Origin of the sequence: Vibrio sp. NH-UV-68, from assembly GCF_042940635.1 — a bacterium.
Classification (GTDB): Bacteria; Pseudomonadota; Gammaproteobacteria; order Enterobacterales; family Vibrionaceae; genus Vibrio; species Vibrio pacinii.
The window spans coordinates 339344-356461 of the sequence record NZ_CP134975.1 but is presented as its reverse complement, the minus strand read 5'-3'; the positions used below and the strand labels follow the sequence as shown (position 1 = coordinate 356461).

At 46.9% G+C, this 17118-nt stretch carries 18 protein-coding genes; 12 read left to right on the top strand and 6 right to left on the bottom strand.

The window, feature by feature from the left end:
- Positions 1 to 23 precede the first annotated feature (23 nt).
- The 4 genes from fbaA to tkt all read right to left on the bottom strand — a co-directional run bounded on the left by fbaA (position 24) and on the right by tkt (position 5741).
- Positions 24 to 1100 carry a class II fructose-bisphosphate aldolase gene (gene fbaA, locus ViNHUV68_RS01770; RefSeq protein ID WP_038173661.1) on the bottom strand — a complete coding sequence of 359 codons (1077 nt, stop codon included), beginning with the start codon at positions 1098 to 1100 and terminating at the stop codon, positions 24 to 26.
- A gap of 169 nt (positions 1101 to 1269) precedes the next feature.
- The gene (locus ViNHUV68_RS01765; RefSeq protein WP_391089039.1) at positions 1270 to 2430 is read right to left on the bottom strand and encodes a phosphoglycerate kinase; all 1161 of its coding nucleotides are present in this window, start codon (positions 2428 to 2430) and stop codon (positions 1270 to 1272) included.
- A gap of 154 nt (positions 2431 to 2584) precedes the next feature.
- Positions 2585 to 3625 (bottom strand): erythrose-4-phosphate dehydrogenase, encoded by a 1041-nt coding sequence (gene epd / locus ViNHUV68_RS01760; RefSeq protein WP_391089037.1) that lies wholly within the window; start codon positions 3623 to 3625, stop codon positions 2585 to 2587.
- A gap of 121 nt (positions 3626 to 3746) precedes the next feature.
- On the bottom strand, positions 3747 to 5741 hold the full coding sequence (gene tkt / locus ViNHUV68_RS01755) for a transketolase (protein ID WP_391089035.1): 1995 nt from the start codon (positions 5739 to 5741) through the stop codon (positions 3747 to 3749).
- A gap of 318 nt (positions 5742 to 6059) precedes the next feature.
- On the opposite strand from tkt, the gene metK reads away from it, so the two are divergent.
- From metK to ruvX, 7 genes are all read left to right on the top strand, one after another.
- On the top strand, positions 6060 to 7214 hold the full coding sequence (gene metK / locus ViNHUV68_RS01750) for a methionine adenosyltransferase (RefSeq protein WP_038173656.1): 1155 nt from the start codon (positions 6060 to 6062) through the stop codon (positions 7212 to 7214).
- A gap of 273 nt (positions 7215 to 7487) precedes the next feature.
- Positions 7488 to 8285 carry a DUF2189 domain-containing protein gene (locus tag ViNHUV68_RS01745; RefSeq protein ID WP_391089032.1) on the top strand — a complete coding sequence of 266 codons (798 nt, stop codon included), beginning with the start codon at positions 7488 to 7490 and terminating at the stop codon, positions 8283 to 8285.
- Positions 8286 to 8362: 77 nt separating this feature from the next.
- The gene (locus ViNHUV68_RS01740; RefSeq protein WP_391090235.1) at positions 8363 to 8860 is read left to right on the top strand and encodes a SprT family zinc-dependent metalloprotease; all 498 of its coding nucleotides are present in this window, start codon (positions 8363 to 8365) and stop codon (positions 8858 to 8860) included.
- 236 nt (positions 8861 to 9096) lie between these two features.
- On the top strand, positions 9097 to 9828 hold the full coding sequence (gene rsmE / locus ViNHUV68_RS01735; protein WP_391089031.1) for a 16S rRNA (uracil(1498)-N(3))-methyltransferase: 732 nt from the start codon (positions 9097 to 9099) through the stop codon (positions 9826 to 9828).
- A gap of 16 nt (positions 9829 to 9844) precedes the next feature.
- Positions 9845 to 10795 carry a glutathione synthase gene (gene gshB, locus ViNHUV68_RS01730; protein ID WP_038173651.1) on the top strand — a complete coding sequence of 317 codons (951 nt, stop codon included), beginning with the start codon at positions 9845 to 9847 and terminating at the stop codon, positions 10793 to 10795.
- A gap of 48 nt (positions 10796 to 10843) precedes the next feature.
- A complete protein-coding gene (locus ViNHUV68_RS01725) occupies positions 10844 to 11407 on the top strand; it encodes a YqgE/AlgH family protein (protein WP_038173650.1) in 564 nt (187 codons plus the stop codon).
- A 33-nt stretch (positions 11408 to 11440) separates the two neighbouring features.
- The gene (gene ruvX / locus ViNHUV68_RS01720; RefSeq protein WP_038173649.1) at positions 11441 to 11863 is read left to right on the top strand and encodes a Holliday junction resolvase RuvX; all 423 of its coding nucleotides are present in this window, start codon (positions 11441 to 11443) and stop codon (positions 11861 to 11863) included.
- Between the two features lie 88 nt (positions 11864 to 11951).
- On the opposite strand, the gene ViNHUV68_RS01715 is transcribed toward ruvX, so the two are convergent.
- On the bottom strand, positions 11952 to 13058 hold the full coding sequence (locus tag ViNHUV68_RS01715; RefSeq protein ID WP_391089028.1) for a PilT/PilU family type 4a pilus ATPase: 1107 nt from the start codon (positions 13056 to 13058) through the stop codon (positions 11952 to 11954).
- A gap of 11 nt (positions 13059 to 13069) precedes the next feature.
- Positions 13070 to 14107 carry a PilT/PilU family type 4a pilus ATPase gene (locus ViNHUV68_RS01710; protein WP_391089026.1) on the bottom strand — a complete coding sequence of 346 codons (1038 nt, stop codon included), beginning with the start codon at positions 14105 to 14107 and terminating at the stop codon, positions 13070 to 13072.
- Positions 14108 to 14132: 25 nt separating this feature from the next.
- On the opposite strand from ViNHUV68_RS01710, the gene ViNHUV68_RS01705 reads away from it, so the two are divergent.
- Genes ViNHUV68_RS01705 through ViNHUV68_RS01685 form a run of 5 tightly spaced genes read left to right on the top strand, consistent with a single transcriptional unit; the run spans position 14133 to position 17095 of the window.
- Positions 14133 to 14849: a YggS family pyridoxal phosphate-dependent enzyme gene (locus ViNHUV68_RS01705; RefSeq protein WP_038173645.1), complete on the top strand. Its 717-nt coding sequence runs from the start codon at positions 14133 to 14135 to the stop codon at positions 14847 to 14849.
- Between the two features lie 60 nt (positions 14850 to 14909).
- Positions 14910 to 15728 (top strand): pyrroline-5-carboxylate reductase, encoded by an 819-nt coding sequence (proC, locus tag ViNHUV68_RS01700; RefSeq protein WP_391089024.1) that lies wholly within the window; start codon positions 14910 to 14912, stop codon positions 15726 to 15728.
- Between the two features lie 38 nt (positions 15729 to 15766).
- A complete protein-coding gene (locus tag ViNHUV68_RS01695; protein ID WP_038173643.1) occupies positions 15767 to 16324 on the top strand; it encodes a YggT family protein in 558 nt (185 codons plus the stop codon).
- Entirely contained in the window at positions 16324 to 16614 is a 291-nt protein-coding gene (gene yggU / locus ViNHUV68_RS01690; protein WP_038173640.1) for a DUF167 family protein YggU, read from the top strand. The genes ViNHUV68_RS01695 and yggU overlap by 1 nt, the downstream gene beginning before the upstream one ends.
- Before the next feature lie 49 nt (positions 16615 to 16663).
- Positions 16664 to 17095, top strand: a complete 432-nt coding sequence (locus tag ViNHUV68_RS01685; protein ID WP_038173639.1) for a DUF4426 domain-containing protein — start codon at positions 16664 to 16666, stop codon at positions 17093 to 17095.
- The last annotated feature ends 23 nt before the right edge of the window (positions 17096 to 17118 follow it).

Genomic DNA, 17118 nt, shown 5'->3' with positions numbered 1-17118 from the left:
AACATCAATGATGTAACGACGAATTATAGTACGTCTACTGCGTTTAGGTCAGCAAAAGCTTTCTCTAGACGTGCAACCATTGAAGCTTGACCAGCACGTAGCCATACGCGTGGATCGTAGTACTTCTTGTTTGGTGCATCTTCGCCAGTTGGGTTACCGATTTGACCTTGTAGGTAGTCATGGTTTTCAGCTTCGTACTGACGGATACCGTCCCACGTTGCCCACTGTGTATCTGTATCGATGTTCATTTTGATCACACCGTAACCGATAGACTCTTGGATTTCAGCTTCAGAAGAACCAGAACCACCGTGGAATACAAAGTTTAGAGCGTTAGGTGCAATACCAAACTTCTCTGCACAGTATGCTTGAGAATCACGTAGGATAGTTGGAGTAAGAACAACGTTACCTGGTTTGTAAACGCCGTGTACGTTACCGAAAGACGCTGCGATAGTGAAACGTGGGCTAACTGCGCTTAGCTTCTCGTACGCGTAAGCAACATCTTCAGGAGAAGTGTATAGCTCAGAAGCGTCCATATCAGAGTTATCAACGCCGTCTTCTTCACCACCAGTACAACCAAGTTCGATCTCGATTGTCATGTCCATTTTAGCCATGCGCTCTAGGTACTTAGCACATGTTTCAATGTTCTCTTCTAGCGGCTCTTCAGAAAGATCTAGCATGTGAGAAGAGAATAATGGCTTACCAGTTTCAGCAAAGAACTTCTCACCAGCGTCTAGTAGACCGTCGATCCATGGTAGAAGTTTCTTAGCTGCGTGGTCAGTGTGTAGGATAACTGGAACACCGTAAGCTTCTGCAACAGCGTGAACGTATTTTGCACCAGCTACAGCGCCAAGGATTTGTGCACCTTGACCTTCAAGTTTAACGCCTTTACCAGCGAAGAATGCTGCGCCGCCGTTAGAGAACTGAACAACAACAGGAGCTTTAACTTTAGAAGCCGCTTCTAGAACACCGTTGATTGAATCAGTGTTAACTACGTTAACTGCTGGAAGAGCAAATTTATTTTCTTTTGCTACTTCAAAAACTTTCTGTACGTCATCGCCAGAAATAACACCTGGTTTTACAAAATCGAAGATCTTAGACATGGATTTAATCCTATTTAACCGTCATTTAGAAAAAGGGTCGTTTTAAATATAAAACTTGTTAAGTTCAAATTTTGGCAAACGATTGCTCACAACGTGCGCTATTCTAGCAAAAAAATGTGATGTGCAGCAAACGACAAAGCGGGAGACATTCGCTCCCGCTTTTATTTAATTACTTAGCGCGCTCTTCAAGCATAGCTACTGCTGGAAGTACTTTACCTTCAACGAACTCAAGGAATGCACCACCGCCAGTCGAGATGTAAGAAACATCTGCTTTGATACCGAACTTGTCGATAGCCGCTAGCGTATCACCGCCACCAGCTACAGAGAAACCTGCAGACTTAGCGATTGCTTCAGAGATACCTTTAGTGCCCGCTTCGAAGTTTTTGAATTCGAAGACGCCAACAGGGCCATTCCAAAGAATGGTTTTTGCGTTCGCGATGATGTCAGCAAGTACCGCTGTTGAATCTGGACCAAGGTCGAAGATCATGTCGTCATCTTGAACTTCAGAAACGTGTTTGATTTCAGCTTCTGCGTTCTCATCGAATGCTTTCGCACAAGCAACATCGGTCGCCACTGGAATAGAACACTCTTTCATTAGCTTCTGAGCAGTTTCAACTAGGTCAGCTTCGTATAGAGACTTGCCTACGTTGTGGCCTTCAGCGGCGATAAATGTGTTGGCGATACCACCACCAACAACAAGTTGGTCAGCGATTTTAGAAAGCGATTCTAGAACAGTTAGCTTAGTAGAAACTTTAGAACCACCAACGATAGCAACTAGCGGACGCTCTGGGTTATCCATTGCTTTACCTAGTGCTTCAAGTTCAGCAGCAAGTAGAGGACCAGCACACGCGATAGGCGCGTTCATGCCAACACCGTGGGTAGAGGCTTGTGCACGGTGAGCCGTACCAAATGCATCCATAACGAAGATGTCACACAATGCTGCGTACTTCTTAGAAAGTTCTTCTTCGTTTTTCTTCTCGCCTTTGTTAAAGCGAACGTTTTCTAGAACAACAAGCTCACCAGTGTTGAGTTCTAGACCGTCTAGATACTCTTTTGCCAGCTTAACGTCACAATCTAGTGCGTCGTTGAGGTAATTTACAACAGGTTGTAGAGAGAACTCTTCTGCGTACTCACCCTCTGTTGGACGGCCTAGGTGAGAAGTAACCATCACTTTCGCGCCTGCTTCTAGGCAGTGCTTGATAGTTGGCAGAGATGCTAGAATACGTGCATCAGAAGTCACTTTGCCTTCTTTTACTGGTACGTTTAGGTCAGCACGAATAAATACACGTTTACCTGCTAGTTCCAGGTCAGTCATCTTGATTACAGACATGATGTGTCCTCTCAAATTTTCAATAAGTAAAGTTTTTCAGTCACCCGGCAACCCTTGCCAAGCTCAATAATTCTTCAAACTGGTCTTAATATGGAGAAGTTGCAGATTTATTTCAAGGTGAAAAATAAATCTTTCTCCACTGCTGCTCTACGGCTTATTCAGCAGCTTGCATTGCGAGCGCAGTATCCAGCATACGGTTCGCAAAGCCCCATTCATTGTCACACCACACCAGCATTTTTACCAAACGCCCATTACTGACTCGAGTTTGTGAACCATCGACAATCGCGCTATGGGGATCATGATTAAAGTCGATGGAAACGAGCGGCGCTTCAGTATAGTCAACAATGCCCTGTAATGTACACTGAGATGCGTTAACAATGGTTTGATTTACGTCATTAACTTTCACATTTGTATTAATTGTGACACTTAAATCCATCGCAGTGACATTAACCGTTGGCACTCGGACTGAAATCGCTTCAAATTTGTTAGAAAATTTCGGGAATATTCTTTCAATACCCTTATGCAATTTGGTATCGACAGGGATGATCGATTGGCTCGCAGCACGTGTACGGCGCAAGTCAGAGTGGTAGGCGTCGATAACCTGCTGATCATTCATCGAAGAGTGAATGGTCGTAATGGTGCCAGAGTCAATTTCAAACGCGTCGTCGAGCGCTTTAATGATGGGAACAATACAGTTGGTGGTGCAAGAGCCATTTGACACAACATTATGGTCAGCTTTAAGGGTTTGATGATTTACGCCATAGATAATCGTATTGTCGACATCATTTGCCCCTGGATGGGAAAACAGTACTTTCTTCGCACCAGCTTTAATATGCTCTTGACCATCCGCTTGGGTACCATACACCCCGGTACAATCGAGCACTAAATCGACGTCAAGATCTCGCCACGGAAGCAGTTCAATGTCAGCAAGATGGAGGATACGAATCGAATCAAATTCACCGGTCCCCTGATGAGGAGCATTATGATGAATGTAGATATGCTCTTGATCATGTGAGATTTTTTTTGCAAAACGACCATGACTGGTATCGTACTGAAGTAGATGAGCCATGGCATCGGGTTGAGCCAGCTCATTCACAGCAACCACTTTTATCTGTTGGTTCTTGCCACTCTCATACACCGCTCGCAGCACATTACGACCGATACGGCCAAATCCATTGATCGCAACCTTTAGCATGCTTCCTTCACCCTAGAATTATCTCGTGCCACAGATAGTACCCGATCACTTTCTCTGACGCATCCACAAATAAAAAGCCGGATCATAATGACCCGGCTTGATGGTTGACTCAATCGATGATTTACGCCAATAGTTCGTGTGCTGTTTTGACTACGTTTTCAGTAGTAAAACCGAACATCTTGAATAGCTCGCCTGCTGGTGCAGATTCGCCGAACGTTGTCATACCGATGATCTTGCCACCGAAGCCAACGTACTTGTACCAAAAATCTGCGATGCCTGCTTCTACTGCGATACGCGCGGTAACATCAGATGGCAGTACAGACTCACGGTATTGTGCGTCTTGCTTGTCGAATGCGTCCGTTGCAGGCATTGAAACAACGCGTACCTGTTTACCTTCAGCGGTTAGCTGCGCGGCTGCTTCAACAGCAAGTTCAACTTCAGAGCCTGTTGCAATAAGAATAAGCTCTGGCTTGCCTGCGCAATCTTTAAGGATGTAACCACCCTTAGCGATGTTAGCGACTTGCTGTGCATCACGCTCTTGCTGAGCAAGGTTTTGACGAGAGAAGATGAGCGATGTAGGGCCATCTTTACGCTCGATAGCCAGTTTCCAAGCCACTGCTGATTCAACTTGGTCACATGGGCGCCATGTGCTCATGTTTGGCGTTAGACGTAAAGAAGCGATCTGCTCAACCGGTTGGTGAGTCGGACCATCTTCGCCTAAGCCGATAGAGTCGTGTGTGTAAACTTGGATGTTCTGAACTTTCATCAGCGCTGCCATGCGCATGGCGTTACGCGCGTATTCCATGAACATCAGGAAGGTTGCGCCGTACGGGACGAAACCACCGTGTAGAGCGATGCCGTTCATGATTGCTGTCATACCGAATTCACGCACACCGTAGTGAATGTAGTTACCAGAGAACTCATTCGATTCTAGCGACTTAGAGCCCGACCACATGGTTAGGTTAGACGGTGCTAGGTCAGCAGAGCCGCCCAAGAATTCAGGTAGCATAGCGCCGAATGCTTCTAGGGCATTTTGCGATGCTTTGCGTGAAGCGATGTTGGCAGGGTTAGCTTGAAGATCAGCAATGATGGCATTGGCTTTCTCTTCCCACTGCGCTGGCAGGTCGCCATTTACGCGGCGTTTAAATTCGGCAGCAAGCTCTGGATGAGCGGCTTCATAAGCGGCAAGTTTTTCATTCCATGCGGCTTCTTTAGCAGCGCCCGCTTCTTTTGCATCCCACTGTGCATAGACATCTTGTGGGATTTCAAATGGACCATGTTCCCAACCAAGCTGCTTGCGTGTTGCGGCGATTTCATCAGCGCCTAATGGTGCACCGTGACAGTCATGTGAACCAGATTTGTTTGGTGACCCAAAGCCGATAACGGTTTTAGTACAGATAAGCGTTGGGCGCGGATCCGCTTTAGCAGCGATAATCGCCGCGTTGATTGCGTCAGCATCGTGACCATCAACAGCAGGGATAACATGCCAGCCGTACGCTTCAAAACGCTTAGGTGTATCGTCAGAGAACCAACCTTCGACGTGACCGTCGATTGAAATGCCGTTGTCATCCCAAAAAGCAATCAGTTTGCCCAGACCAAGTGTACCCGCTAAAGAACACGCTTCGTGCGAAATACCTTCCATCAGACAGCCATCACCCATAAAGGCATAAGTGAAGTGGTCAACAATGTCGTGGCCAGGTTGATTAAATTGTGCCGCTAACGTCTTCTCGGCAAGTGCCATACCAACAGCATTAGTGATGCCTTGGCCTAGCGGTCCTGTTGTCGTTTCAATACCTGGTGCGTAACCGTATTCAGGGTGACCTGGAGTCTTTGAGTGCAGCTGACGGAAGTTTTTAAGGTCGTCAATTGATAGCTCGTAACCGCTAAGATGCAACAGTGAATAAATCAGCATCGAGCCGTGGCCATTTGACAGTACAAAACGGTCACGATCCGCCCACTCTGGGTTTACTGGGTTATGATTTAGGTGAGAGCGCCAAAGAACTTCAGCGATATCAGCCATGCCCATAGGGGCGCCTGGGTGGCCAGAGTTAGCTTGTTGTACACCGTCCATGCTCAGGGCACGGATAGCATTAGCGAGGTGTTGACGAGAAGACATTTCAGCTCCTGAATGCGTTAAGCGAATCAAAAAAATTGGACGATAATTCTCTCAAAGCCCCGCTAGCTGTGCAAACGATTTCCATCGGATTTGTTCTCGTATAACGGATATTTTCGTCTACTTTAATCAATAAGCCGATATTTTTATGAATATTAAGCAAACGATTAACTTGTGTGGTGCGTACAAAAAAGGCTTGTAATTCACACAAGCGAATTTAGAATAGACGTCTAGATGTAGATACACCTACAAACTCAAGTATTATTTTTCGGTGTTCTGAACTCGAATCGGAACCCTAATGTAAATTAAAGTGGAGCTCACATGGCTAAGCACCTGTTTACTTCTGAATCGGTATCAGAAGGTCATCCGGATAAAATTGCAGACCAAATTTCTGATGCTGTTCTTGATGCGATTTTAGAGCAAGATCCTAAAGCGCGTGTTGCGTGTGAAACCTACGTCAAGACCGGTATGGTCATGGTCGGTGGTGAAGTCACAACATCTGCATGGGTCGATATCGAAGAATTGACTCGTCAAACTGTGCGTGACATCGGCTATGTCCATTCAGACATGGGTTTCGACGCTGACTCTTGTGCAGTCCTGAACACTATCGGTAAACAGTCACCAGACATCAACCAAGGTGTTGATAAAGCAGATCCAAAAGACCAAGGTGCTGGTGACCAAGGTATTATGTTCGGTTACGCGACCAACGAAACTGAAATTCTGATGCCTGCGCCAATCACTTACTCTCATCGCCTGGTGCAAAAACAAGCGGAAGTCCGTAAGAACGGCACCCTTCCTTGGCTACGTCCAGATGCAAAATCTCAGGTTACGTTCCAATACGACCAAGGTAAAATCGTTGGCATTGACGCAGTAGTACTTTCAACTCAGCATTGTGATTCAATCTCGACACCAGACCTTCGTGAAGCGGTAATGGAAGAGATCATCAAGCCAGTACTGCCTTCAGAGTGGATCAATAAAGAGACTAAATTCTTCATCAACCCAACGGGTCGCTTTGTAATCGGTGGTCCTATGGGTGACTGTGGTCTAACTGGTCGTAAGATTATTGTTGATACCTACGGCGGCGCAGCTCGTCACGGTGGTGGTGCATTCTCTGGTAAAGATCCATCAAAAGTTGACCGCTCAGCAGCATACGCCGCGCGTTACGTAGCGAAAAACATCGTTGCTGCTGGCCTAGCTGATCGTTGTGAAATACAACTTTCTTACGCTATTGGTGTTGCTGATCCAACGTCGATCATGGTTGAAACGTTTGGCACAGAGAAAGTGTCTCAAGAGATCATCATCGAAGCTGTGCGCCAGCACTTCGACCTACGTCCATATGGTCTGCAAGAGATGCTGAATCTGCTTCAGCCAATCTATAAGAAAACAGCTGCATATGGTCACTTTGGCCGTGAAGAGTTCCCTTGGGAAGCGACTGACAAAGCTGCGCAACTACGCGAGTTCGCAGGTCTTAAGTAATCTCAGTAAGCCCTAAGCCAACTAACATTCCAAGCGCCTGACCTGTCAGGCGCTTTTTTTATCTGCGCAAAAATGCATTAAGAAATTTGTATTTTCTCACCAAGCGGTCAATAGTTAAAAATATGTTAACGAAAGCAATCGATGTTGCGTTTCCATTCGTAAACAATTATTAACTGATGCACCGCTTATGACGTCGCCAAGCCGGGCATCGAGTTTCGTTCACTGACAACTTAAATCTGTTGGTGTAGTTAGAGAATCGATCAAGGAGGATGTATGCCTCGTACGGTGAATCCAGATAATTTCGACGCTAAGCAAGACGAAGTGAAAGACACAGAGTACGCTCGCACGGTTCAGTGTAATCAAGTCAGTATCTCTGCCCCGTTTCATTGGCTATCACTTGGTCTGCATGACTTTGTGCGTATGCCGCTCATCAGTGCCTTCTACGGTTTGTGCTTTATGGCAGCCGCGATCGGCATCGTTTTATTAGTCCAATGGCAAGGCACCCATCTAGTGGTGATGCCAAGCCTGGTTGTTTACATGTTAATTGGGCCTTTCCTAGCACTAGGTTTGTATGATGCGAGTTGGGAAAGAGAAAAAGGCCACAAACCAAGTTTGCTGCATTCGATGAAAGCCATTGGCCGTAACTCGACGTCGCAATGGGCCTTTGCCGTGATGTTGGCGGTCTGTATGATTTTTTGGATGCGGATTGCCGCTTTGCTTCACGCCCTATACCCCTCGGTGCAAGGTGCCCCTCTGACTGACTTTATGCCCTTCTTAGTCATTGGCTCTTTGGTCGGATTAATCTTAGCTTGTGTCGTATTCAGCATTTCAGCCTTTTCCATTCCTTTGATGATGGAACGACGCGTTGATGTGATGACTGCGGTTTTCTCAAGCTTCAATGCGGTCAAATCGAATATTTCCGCCATGATTGTCTGGGCTGCGCTTATCTGTGGCGGTATCTTGGTCGGCTTTGCCACTTACGGTATTGGCATGCTATTTACTATGCCAATTTTAGGTTATGCCACATGGCACGCGTACCATGAAATCATTAAAAAGAAGCATCACCCTTAAGTCGCACTGAGGTTTAATCCGGTATATGATTCGCCCCTGATAACGATGATTAGGGGCGATTTTTTGTGCAGCCAACCATAGATCAAGAATTGGAGTATCGGGCAACAAAGGTGATTGCTCGCTGTATTGCAACCGCTCAAATAACATTTAAGCGCACTTTTGCCGTCCCTAGCCTAAATTTTAAATTACGCGGCAAAACTGCAGGCAAAGCGTATCTGCAACTCAATCAGATTCGTCTTAACCCCATTTTATTTACTGAAAATCAAGCGGCATTCCTCGATGAGGTGATCCCGCATGAAGTCGCCCACCTGATTACTTACCAAGTATATGGCCGCGTAAGACCGCACGGTAAAGAGTGGCAAGGCGTGATGGGAACAGTTTTTAATCTACCAGCAAAAACCACTCATGACTTCGAGGTGGCTTCTGTACAAGGCAAAACCTTCGAATATCGCTGTCACTGTCGCCATCACCCATTGTCGATCCGACGTCACAATAAAGTCATGCGCAATCAAGCCAGTTATCACTGCCAGCAGTGCCAGAAATCCTTGAGCTTTACTGGCAAGCAACTCTCCTAATCCATACTGACTTGGAACCGACCATTTTTGCTCATTCAATCCGTGTGCGAACACGAAAAACCTACTTTTGTCGTACAACGCAATCGCAACCGTTATGGCGCCCTAGGGGGCCTAACGTTATAACACCAAATAGAGTTTGCAATTCTTAACTGGAAACGCAGTTGAACCCTTGTTTTTTCACGACAAAGCATCCATGTTAGAGGGTAATCAATTCTCTTGCTGGAAATCGAAAAACAATGCGAATCCCTCGAATTTATCACCCACAAATCCTCTCCCAATTGGGTAAAGTTATGCTCAGTGATGATGCAGCCGGACACATCGGACGCGCGTTACGCATGAAAGAGGGCCAACAAGTGTTGTTATTTGATGGCAGTGGGGCAGAATTTCCAGCAGTGATTAGCGAAGTCAGCAAAAAGTCGGTTGAAGTAGAACTCACAGAGCGCATCGAGCGCAGCAGCGAATCCCCGCTTGATTTGCATTTAGGCCAAGTGGTTTCACGCGGCGATAAAATGGAGTTTACTATTCAAAAGTCGGTCGAGCTTGGTGTAAACACGATTACGCCTTTGATCTCAGAGCGCTGTGGCGTCAAGCTAGATCCAAAACGCTTTGAGAAAAAACTCATCCAATGGCAAAAGATCGCCATCAGCGCCTGTGAACAATGCGGACGCAACACGGTACCCGTGATTCGCCCTATCATGCCGCTCGAAGAGTGGTGCAGCGAAACATTCGATGGACTAAAGCTCAACTTGCATCCTCGGGCCAAGTATTCGATCAATACACTGCCGACACCCGTTGAAAAAATTCGTCTCTTGATTGGTCCTGAAGGGGGATTATCCAGTGAAGAGATCGACATGACGCAAGACTATCAATTCGAAGAGACGCTACTCGGCCCACGCGTATTACGCACTGAAACTGCGGCTCTGACAGCAATTACCGCCCTGCAAGTTCGCTTCGGCGACCTCGGCTAAACGGAGAACACATAGAATGATCAAACTAGGCATCGTAATGGACCCTATCTCGTCCATTAACATCAAGAAAGACTCAAGCTTTGCCATGATGCTTGAAGCCCAGCGCCGCGGCTACGAAATCCATTACATGGAAATGAGCGATCTTCATCTTGATCAAGGTGTGGCGATTGCCGATACCAAAGTTGTTGAGCTTAAAGAAGATCCAAACGGCTGGTATCAATTCAAATCAGAACAAACCATCGAACTGTCTCAACTTGATGCAGTATTAATGCGCAAAGATCCTCCTTTTGATACCGAGTATATTTACGCCACGTACATTCTCGAGCGTGCAGAAGAACAAGGTACGTTGATCGTCAACAAGCCGCAAAGTTTGCGTGATTGCAACGAAAAGCTGTTCACGGCGTGGTTCCCTGAACTCACTCCAACCACCATAGTGACGCGTAAAGCCGAAAAAATTAAAGCATTCCGTGAAGAGCACGGTGATGTGATCCTCAAACCACTCGACGGCATGGGCGGCGCATCTATTTTCCGCGTTAAAGAGAACGATCCTAACGTTTCGGTGATCATCGAAACCTTGACCAATCACGGCCAAAACTACGCGATGGCGCAAACTTTCGTCCCTGATATCAGTAACGGTGATAAGCGTATTCTGGTGGTTGATGGCGAACCTATGCCCTACTGCCTAGCACGGATTCCAGCGAAAGGCGAAACCCGCGGCAATCTGGCGGCTGGTGGCACAGGTGAAGCGCGACCATTAAGTGAGACAGATAAACAGATCGCTGAGGCTGTAGCGCCTACACTTAAAGAAAAAGGACTCATTTTTGTAGGTCTCGACGTTATTGGTGACAAACTGACAGAAATCAATGTGACCAGCCCAACTTGCATTCGTGAGATTGAAGCTGCATTTGATGTGTCAATTACTGGCAAGTTAATGGACGCCATCGAGCGTCGCTTAAAAGCCAAATAATGATTAGGGCAACGTCAATAGTTGCCCTTACTTTCTGCGGGAGTCTCTATGAATTTAACCAATCATTTTTTAGTGGCTATGCCAGGGATGAAAGATCCCTACTTCCAACGTAGCGTTATTTATGTGTGTGAACACAATGAAGAGGGCGCTATGGGTTTGATGATTAACACTCCCATCGATATCACCATCGGTAAAATGTTAGAGAAAGTCGACGTAGAGTCGGCGCATCCTAAATTACTCACCGAGAGCTTAGACAAGCCGGTCTTGAACGGCGGTCCTGTTTCTGAAGATCGTGGGTTTATTCTCCACCAACCGAAAGATGAGTATGAGTCGAGCATTAAAATGACTGACCAGATATTTGTCACCACCTCAAAGGATATTTTGGGCGTGTTAGGCACAGAAGCAGAGCCCAACCATTACATTGTGGCGCTTGGCTATGCAGGGTGGGAGCCAGGTCAATTAGAGATTGAACTGTCAGAAAACTCCTGGCTTACCGTTGAAGCGGATCCCAATGTGATGTTCGATACTCCAATCAATGAACGTTGGCAAAAAGCAGTGCAAATGCTCGGCATTGATGTCGCACAGTTGTCGAGTCAGATTGGTCACGCTTAACCAGCAGCCACGTTAACTACAAGAAAGAAGACAATGTCTAGAACAATTATGGCTTTTGACTATGGCACAAAAAGCATCGGCAGTGCCATCGGCCAAGAGATCACTGGGACGGCTTCGCCACTGAAAGCGTTTAAAGCCAACGATGGCATTCCAAACTGGGATGAAATAGAAAAACAGCTCAAAGAGTGGCAGCCTGATTTAGTAGTCGTCGGCTTACCCACTGATCTACATGGCCGCGATCTTGAGACGATTACGCCGAGGGCAAAAAAGTTTGCCAACCGCCTTCATGGTCGCTTTGGCGTGTCGGTAGAGCTACACGATGAGCGCCTCTCTACCACAGAGGCACGTGCTGATCTGTTCGAAATGGGTGGCTATAGGGCGCTCAGCAAAGGTAATGTTGATTGCCAATCTGCGGTGGTCATTCTGGAAAGCTGGTTTGAGGCGCAGTACGGTTAGCGAGAAATGTTTGAAGGGTTGACATGACTGTCTACCCTTCTGTTTTACCATCAATTAAGCCTCGCAGTACAGCGTTCTGTTATATGACCTAATCCATATCGATTTTCACATCGGCTAAACTCCCCGACGAAAAACCTGTCCCGCGCTGAGTCTTAATCATCATGCGCAAATCATTGGCCGAGTCGGCGCTGTGCATCGCCTCTTGTTCGTCAATCTTACCCTCGATTACTAGCTGATACAGCGCTTGGTCAAAAGTCTGCATACCACTTTGGGTCGATTTTGCCATCGCAGCTTTCAGCTCATGCAGATCACCACGACGAATTAAATCGGCCATCCGCGGCGTATTCAGTAACACTTCAAATACACCGTGACGACCTTGCCCTTGGCTATCACGAATCAATTGTTGGCCAATCACACCACGTAAATTCATCGACAGATCAAACAAAAACTGCTCTTTTTGCTCTTTGGGCACCAAATGGAGAATACGCTCTAAAGCCTGGTTGGCATTGTTGGCATGCAACGTCGCCAAACAGAGATGGCCAGTTTCGGCAAACATCATCGCATACTGCATGGTTTCACGACTACGGATCTCACCAATCACAACCATATCTGGCGCTTGGCGCAATGAGTTTTTTAGCGCCACCTCATAGCTTTCGGTATCAAGCCCCACTTCTCGCTGGGTCACAATGCACTGGTGATGCGGATGAACAAACTCTATCGGATCTTCCACCGTCAATATGTGTCCGCTGCGACTTGTATTACGGTAGCCCGTCATAGCAGCCATCGTGGTTGACTTACCTGACCCGGTTGCGCCCACCACCAGCACTAATCCTCGCTTGGCGAGCGCAAGATCCTTGACCACTTGTGGCAATTTAAGCTGCTCGATCGTCGGAATGGTGGTTTCTATCCGACGAATCACCGCACCGGGCAACTCTCGTTGAAAAAAGGCTGACACTCGGTAACGGCCGTAATCACGCACAATGGCAAAGTTAGCTTCACGAGTGGTCACGTAGTCATGTTGACGCTGATCATCCATCATAGTGTTGAGCAGCGCCTCAAGCTGTGTTTGATTGAGAGCTTCACCTTCAGCGCGCAACTCACCATCAATACGATACAAAATAGGCGCTCCAACTGTTAAATAAAGATCCGAAGCTTTATCATCGTTCATTCGTTGCAGGCAGGTATCAATATCCATCTTGGCCTCTATCAAAACATGCTCGATTCAATATCGATTTTTTTCGCCACTTCGGTTTGTTCAACCATACCTTGAGCGATCAACTTTTTGGCATTTTGCTCCATCGTTTGCATACCATGTGCTGCCCCCGTTTGAATAACGGAGACCATTTGCGCGACCTTATCTTCACGGATCAAGTTACGAATCGCAGGGGTCGCCATCATGATCTCATGACAGGCGATCCGGCCACCACCAATACGTTTAATCAGCTTTTGCGCAATGACCGCTTTAAGAGATTCAGACAACATTGAACGCACCATCTCTTTGTCGCTACCAGGGAAGACATCAATAATTCGGTCGATGGTTTTCGCCGCTGAACTGGTATGCAACGTGCCAAACACTAAGTGGCCCGTTTCCGCCGCCGTCAACGCCAGACTGATCGTTTCTTGATCGCGCAACTCACCCACGAGGATCACATCCGGATCTTCACGCAGTGCACTGCGCAATGCATTGCTGAAACTGTGCGTGTCTCGGTGTACTTCACGTTGGTTAATCAAACATTTATTGTTGCTATGGACAAATTCAATCGGATCTTCGATGGTGAGGATGTGCTTATTATGGTTACGATTGATGTAATCAACCATGGCCGCTAACGTCGTCGATTTACCCGATCCTGTCGGCCCCGTAACCAGCACTAACCCTTTCTCCATATTGGCAATATTTTCAAAAATTTGTGGCGTTGCCAGTTGCTCTAAGGTAGGAATTTCGGTTGGGATAGTACGAAACACCGCCGCGCAGCCGCGTGATTGGTTGAACGCATTGACGCGAAAACGTCCGACATCTGACAGTTCAAAGGAAAAGTCAGCCTCAAGACGTTCTTCAAACTCACGACGTTGAGCATCATTCATGATATCAAACACTAAACGGTGCACGTCTGAATGGCTAAAAGGTGGTACACCAAGCTTGCGAACTTCCCCATCAATCCGCACCATAGGAGATACTCCAGCAGAAAGATGTAGATCTGACGCATTATGCTTTACACTAAAATCCAGTAACTCAGTGATATCCATTTAAAATCCTTAAGTAAAATCTGCTATGACTAGTATTCAACAAAACATTGAACAGATCACCTCACAGATTGAAAGCGCACAACAAAAGTGTGGACGCAGTCTAGACACAGTGCAACTTCTCGCGGTGAGCAAGACGAAACCGGTGGAGGCAATTCTCGAGGCCGCTCAAGCAGGTCAACGCGCCTTTGGCGAGAATTACGTCCAAGAAGGGGCCGATAAAGTGGCTTACTTCAATCAACACCACCCAGAATTAGCATTAGAATGGCACTTTATTGGTCCGATTCAGTCGAATAAATCACGCCATGTGGCGGAAAACTTTGCTTGGGTCCATACCGTGGACCGCGCCAAGATAGCGCAGCGCTTAAATGACCAACGCCCACAAGGGATGCCGCCACTACAGGTGCTTATCCAAGTCAACACCAGTGGTGAGACGTCGAAATCAGGTATCAGTGATAATGAAATCTTTCAGCTTGCAGAGTTGATTTCTTCTCTGCCAAACCTCACGTTAAGAGGACTGATGTCGATTCCTGCCAATGTGGGCAACTATCAGTCACAGCTGGCAGCATTCAATCAATTGGCACAGTTAAAACATAAGCTGACTCAGCACTTCCCAGAGCAAAATATCGATACACTATCGATGGGGATGAGTGGCGATATGCAAGCAGCGATTGAAGCGGGCTCAACCATGGTGCGTATTGGTACCGCTATTTTTGGTGCTCGTGACTATTCGAGCGCGAACTAATAGAGTCTGGTGCAACGAATTGAGCAACAAAAACCTAAGTAATTAAGGATAGAGTCACCCATGGAACACAAGAAGATTGCCTTTATCGGTGCAGGAAATATGGTTAGTGCGATTGTGTCTGGCCTCGTTTCTGATGGATACCCAGCAGAACTCATTACTGCCACGGCGCCGTCTGAAACGCGACGTTTGCCGCTTGAGCAGCAGCTTGGTATTAACACCACCAGCGACAATCTACAGGCTGCACAACAAGCCGATGTGGTGGTTCTCTCCGTAAAACCGCAGATGATGGCCGATGTGTGCAAACCGCTGCAAGCTATCGATTTTAGCAATAAACTGGTCATTTCAATTGCAGCGGGTATCAACTGCGAACGATTGAATCAGATGCTGAATGGCCAGCTCAATCTGGTGCGCGTGATGCCAAATACCCCTTCTCAACTGGGTTTGGGGATGAGCGGACTGTTTGCTCCGGCGCATGTCGCAGAGCAAGACAAATCATTTGCAGCGCAACTGATGCAAGCAGTAGGTAAAGTGTGCTGGGTCGAGCACGAATCAGGAATTAACAATGTGATTGCCGCAGCCGGCAGCGCACCAGCGTATTTCTTCCTATTTATGGAAGCAATGCAAGCTGAAGCGATTGCACAAGGCTTTGACCAACCGACGGCGCGCCAGTTAGTGCAACAAGCCGCGCTTGGCGCAGCGAGTATGGTGGTTGAGAATCCTGAGACAGAATTGTCGACGCTGCGTGAAAACGTGACGTCTAAAGGCGGAACAACCGCCGAAGCACTAAGAACATTCAACGATCATCAACTTTCGGATATAGTCGCTAAAGCAATGCAAGCTGCAGTGGCACGCGCCGAAGAGATGGAAAAACTATTTTAATTGTCAGAGCATGTTGCTCTAGAAAATAAGGGTCACCTATGAATTCAATGAGTTTTCTGATATCCACCCTGTTTGATCTCTACATCATGGTGGTGATCTTACGGATCTGGCTGCAAGCGGCTCGGGCTGATTTCTACAATCCGTTTTCTCAGTTCATTGTCAAAGTCACACAACCCGTGGTCGCTCCGCTGCGCCGCGTGATCCCATCAGTGGGAAGTCTCGATTTGGCCACAGTATTGTTCGCTTACGTCTTGTGTGTGCTTAAATTTGTTGCCCTTATTTTGATTGCGTCGAGCGGTTCGGTTTCATTCAGTGCCGACTTTTTACTGCTCGGCATGCTTTCATTGCTTAAAGCCGCCGGCGGGTTACTATTCTGGGTATTATTGCTGCGCGCAATTTTAAGTTGGGTAAGCCAAGGTCGCAGCCCAGTTGAGTATGTTTTCCATCAACTGACTGAACCGATGTTAGCGCCAATTCGTCGCATCCTTCCGGCGATGGGCGGTTTTGACCTCAGTGTCCTAGTGCTGTTTATTGTATTGCAGTTTGCCAACTTCTTAATGGGCGATTTGATCGGCCCAGTTTGGCATCAACTATAATGTCTCAAGCGGCTTGGTTTGATGGCGATGATTTAGTACTTCGCCTCTATATTCAACCGAAAGCCAGCCGAGACAAAATCGTTGGTGAGCATGGCGAAGAGCTCAAAGTCGCCATCACCGCACCGCCGGTAGATGGCAAAGCAAATGCTCATTTAAGTAAGTTCCTCGCCAAGCAATTTAAAGTGGCCAAAGGGTTAATCAACATAGAAAAAGGTCAGCTAGGACGGCATAAACAAGTCAGGATTAGCTCACCAAGTACGATTCCAGCAGAGATTAAAGCCATCCTATGATGGCTTTTCTTTTGGCATCTCCCATAGCAACGCAACACAAGGAAATCCCATGAAACAATGGTTGGTATTATTGCTAGTCACAACGCTGACACTGCCCGCATGGGCAGGCCAATTCAAAACAATCAAAGATGTCGAGGTCCACTACTCGGCATTCAACTCGACGTTTTTAACCGCCCAAGTTGCCCGCAGCTATCAACTTAAACGCAATGGCTACTCGGCGATTCTGAATATCAGCGTGCTCGATAACTCTCAAGTAGGCAAACCTGCAACCACAGCGACCATCTCTGGCAGCAGCAAAAATCTCATTGGTCAAACTCGCCAACTGAGTTTTAAAGAAGTCAAAGAAGGTGACGCGATTTACTACCTCGCCGAGTTTCCTATCTCTGACGAAGAACGACTGACCTTTGATATCGATGTTAATGCTGGCATTAAAGGCACGGGAAGATTAAAGTTCAGCCAGAAATTTTATGTAGAAGAGTAATGCCGCGCGCATTAGGAGATGAA

Coding starts and splice junctions, on each gene's coding strand:
- ViNHUV68_RS01695 (WP_038173643.1), top strand. CDS start 15,767: ATGAATTCAATGAGTTTTCTGATATCCACCCTGTTTGATCTCTACATC.
- ViNHUV68_RS01685 (WP_038173639.1), top strand. CDS start 16,664: ATGAAACAATGGTTGGTATTATTGCTAGTCACAACGCTGACACTGCCC.
- ViNHUV68_RS01710 (WP_391089026.1), bottom strand. CDS start 14,107: ATGGATATCACTGAGTTACTGGATTTTAGTGTAAAGCATAATGCGTCA.
- ViNHUV68_RS01765 (WP_391089039.1), bottom strand. CDS start 2,430: ATGTCTGTAATCAAGATGACTGACCTGGAACTAGCAGGTAAACGTGTA.
- tkt (WP_391089035.1), bottom strand. CDS start 5,741: ATGTCTTCTCGTCAACACCTCGCTAATGCTATCCGTGCCCTGAGCATG.
- rsmE (WP_391089031.1), top strand. CDS start 9,097: ATGCGAATCCCTCGAATTTATCACCCACAAATCCTCTCCCAATTGGGT.
- epd (WP_391089037.1), bottom strand. CDS start 3,625: ATGCTAAAGGTTGCGATCAATGGATTTGGCCGTATCGGTCGTAATGTG.
- ruvX (WP_038173649.1), top strand. CDS start 11,441: ATGTCTAGAACAATTATGGCTTTTGACTATGGCACAAAAAGCATCGGC.
- metK (WP_038173656.1), top strand. CDS start 6,060: ATGGCTAAGCACCTGTTTACTTCTGAATCGGTATCAGAAGGTCATCCG.
- ViNHUV68_RS01715 (WP_391089028.1), bottom strand. CDS start 13,058: ATGGATATTGATACCTGCCTGCAACGAATGAACGATGATAAAGCTTCG.
- fbaA (WP_038173661.1), bottom strand. CDS start 1,100: ATGTCTAAGATCTTCGATTTTGTAAAACCAGGTGTTATTTCTGGCGAT.
- ViNHUV68_RS01705 (WP_038173645.1), top strand. CDS start 14,133: ATGACTAGTATTCAACAAAACATTGAACAGATCACCTCACAGATTGAA.
- ViNHUV68_RS01725 (WP_038173650.1), top strand. CDS start 10,844: ATGAATTTAACCAATCATTTTTTAGTGGCTATGCCAGGGATGAAAGAT.
- proC (WP_391089024.1), top strand. CDS start 14,910: ATGGAACACAAGAAGATTGCCTTTATCGGTGCAGGAAATATGGTTAGT.
- yggU (WP_038173640.1), top strand. CDS start 16,324: ATGTCTCAAGCGGCTTGGTTTGATGGCGATGATTTAGTACTTCGCCTC.
- gshB (WP_038173651.1), top strand. CDS start 9,845: ATGATCAAACTAGGCATCGTAATGGACCCTATCTCGTCCATTAACATC.
- ViNHUV68_RS01745 (WP_391089032.1), top strand. CDS start 7,488: ATGCCTCGTACGGTGAATCCAGATAATTTCGACGCTAAGCAAGACGAA.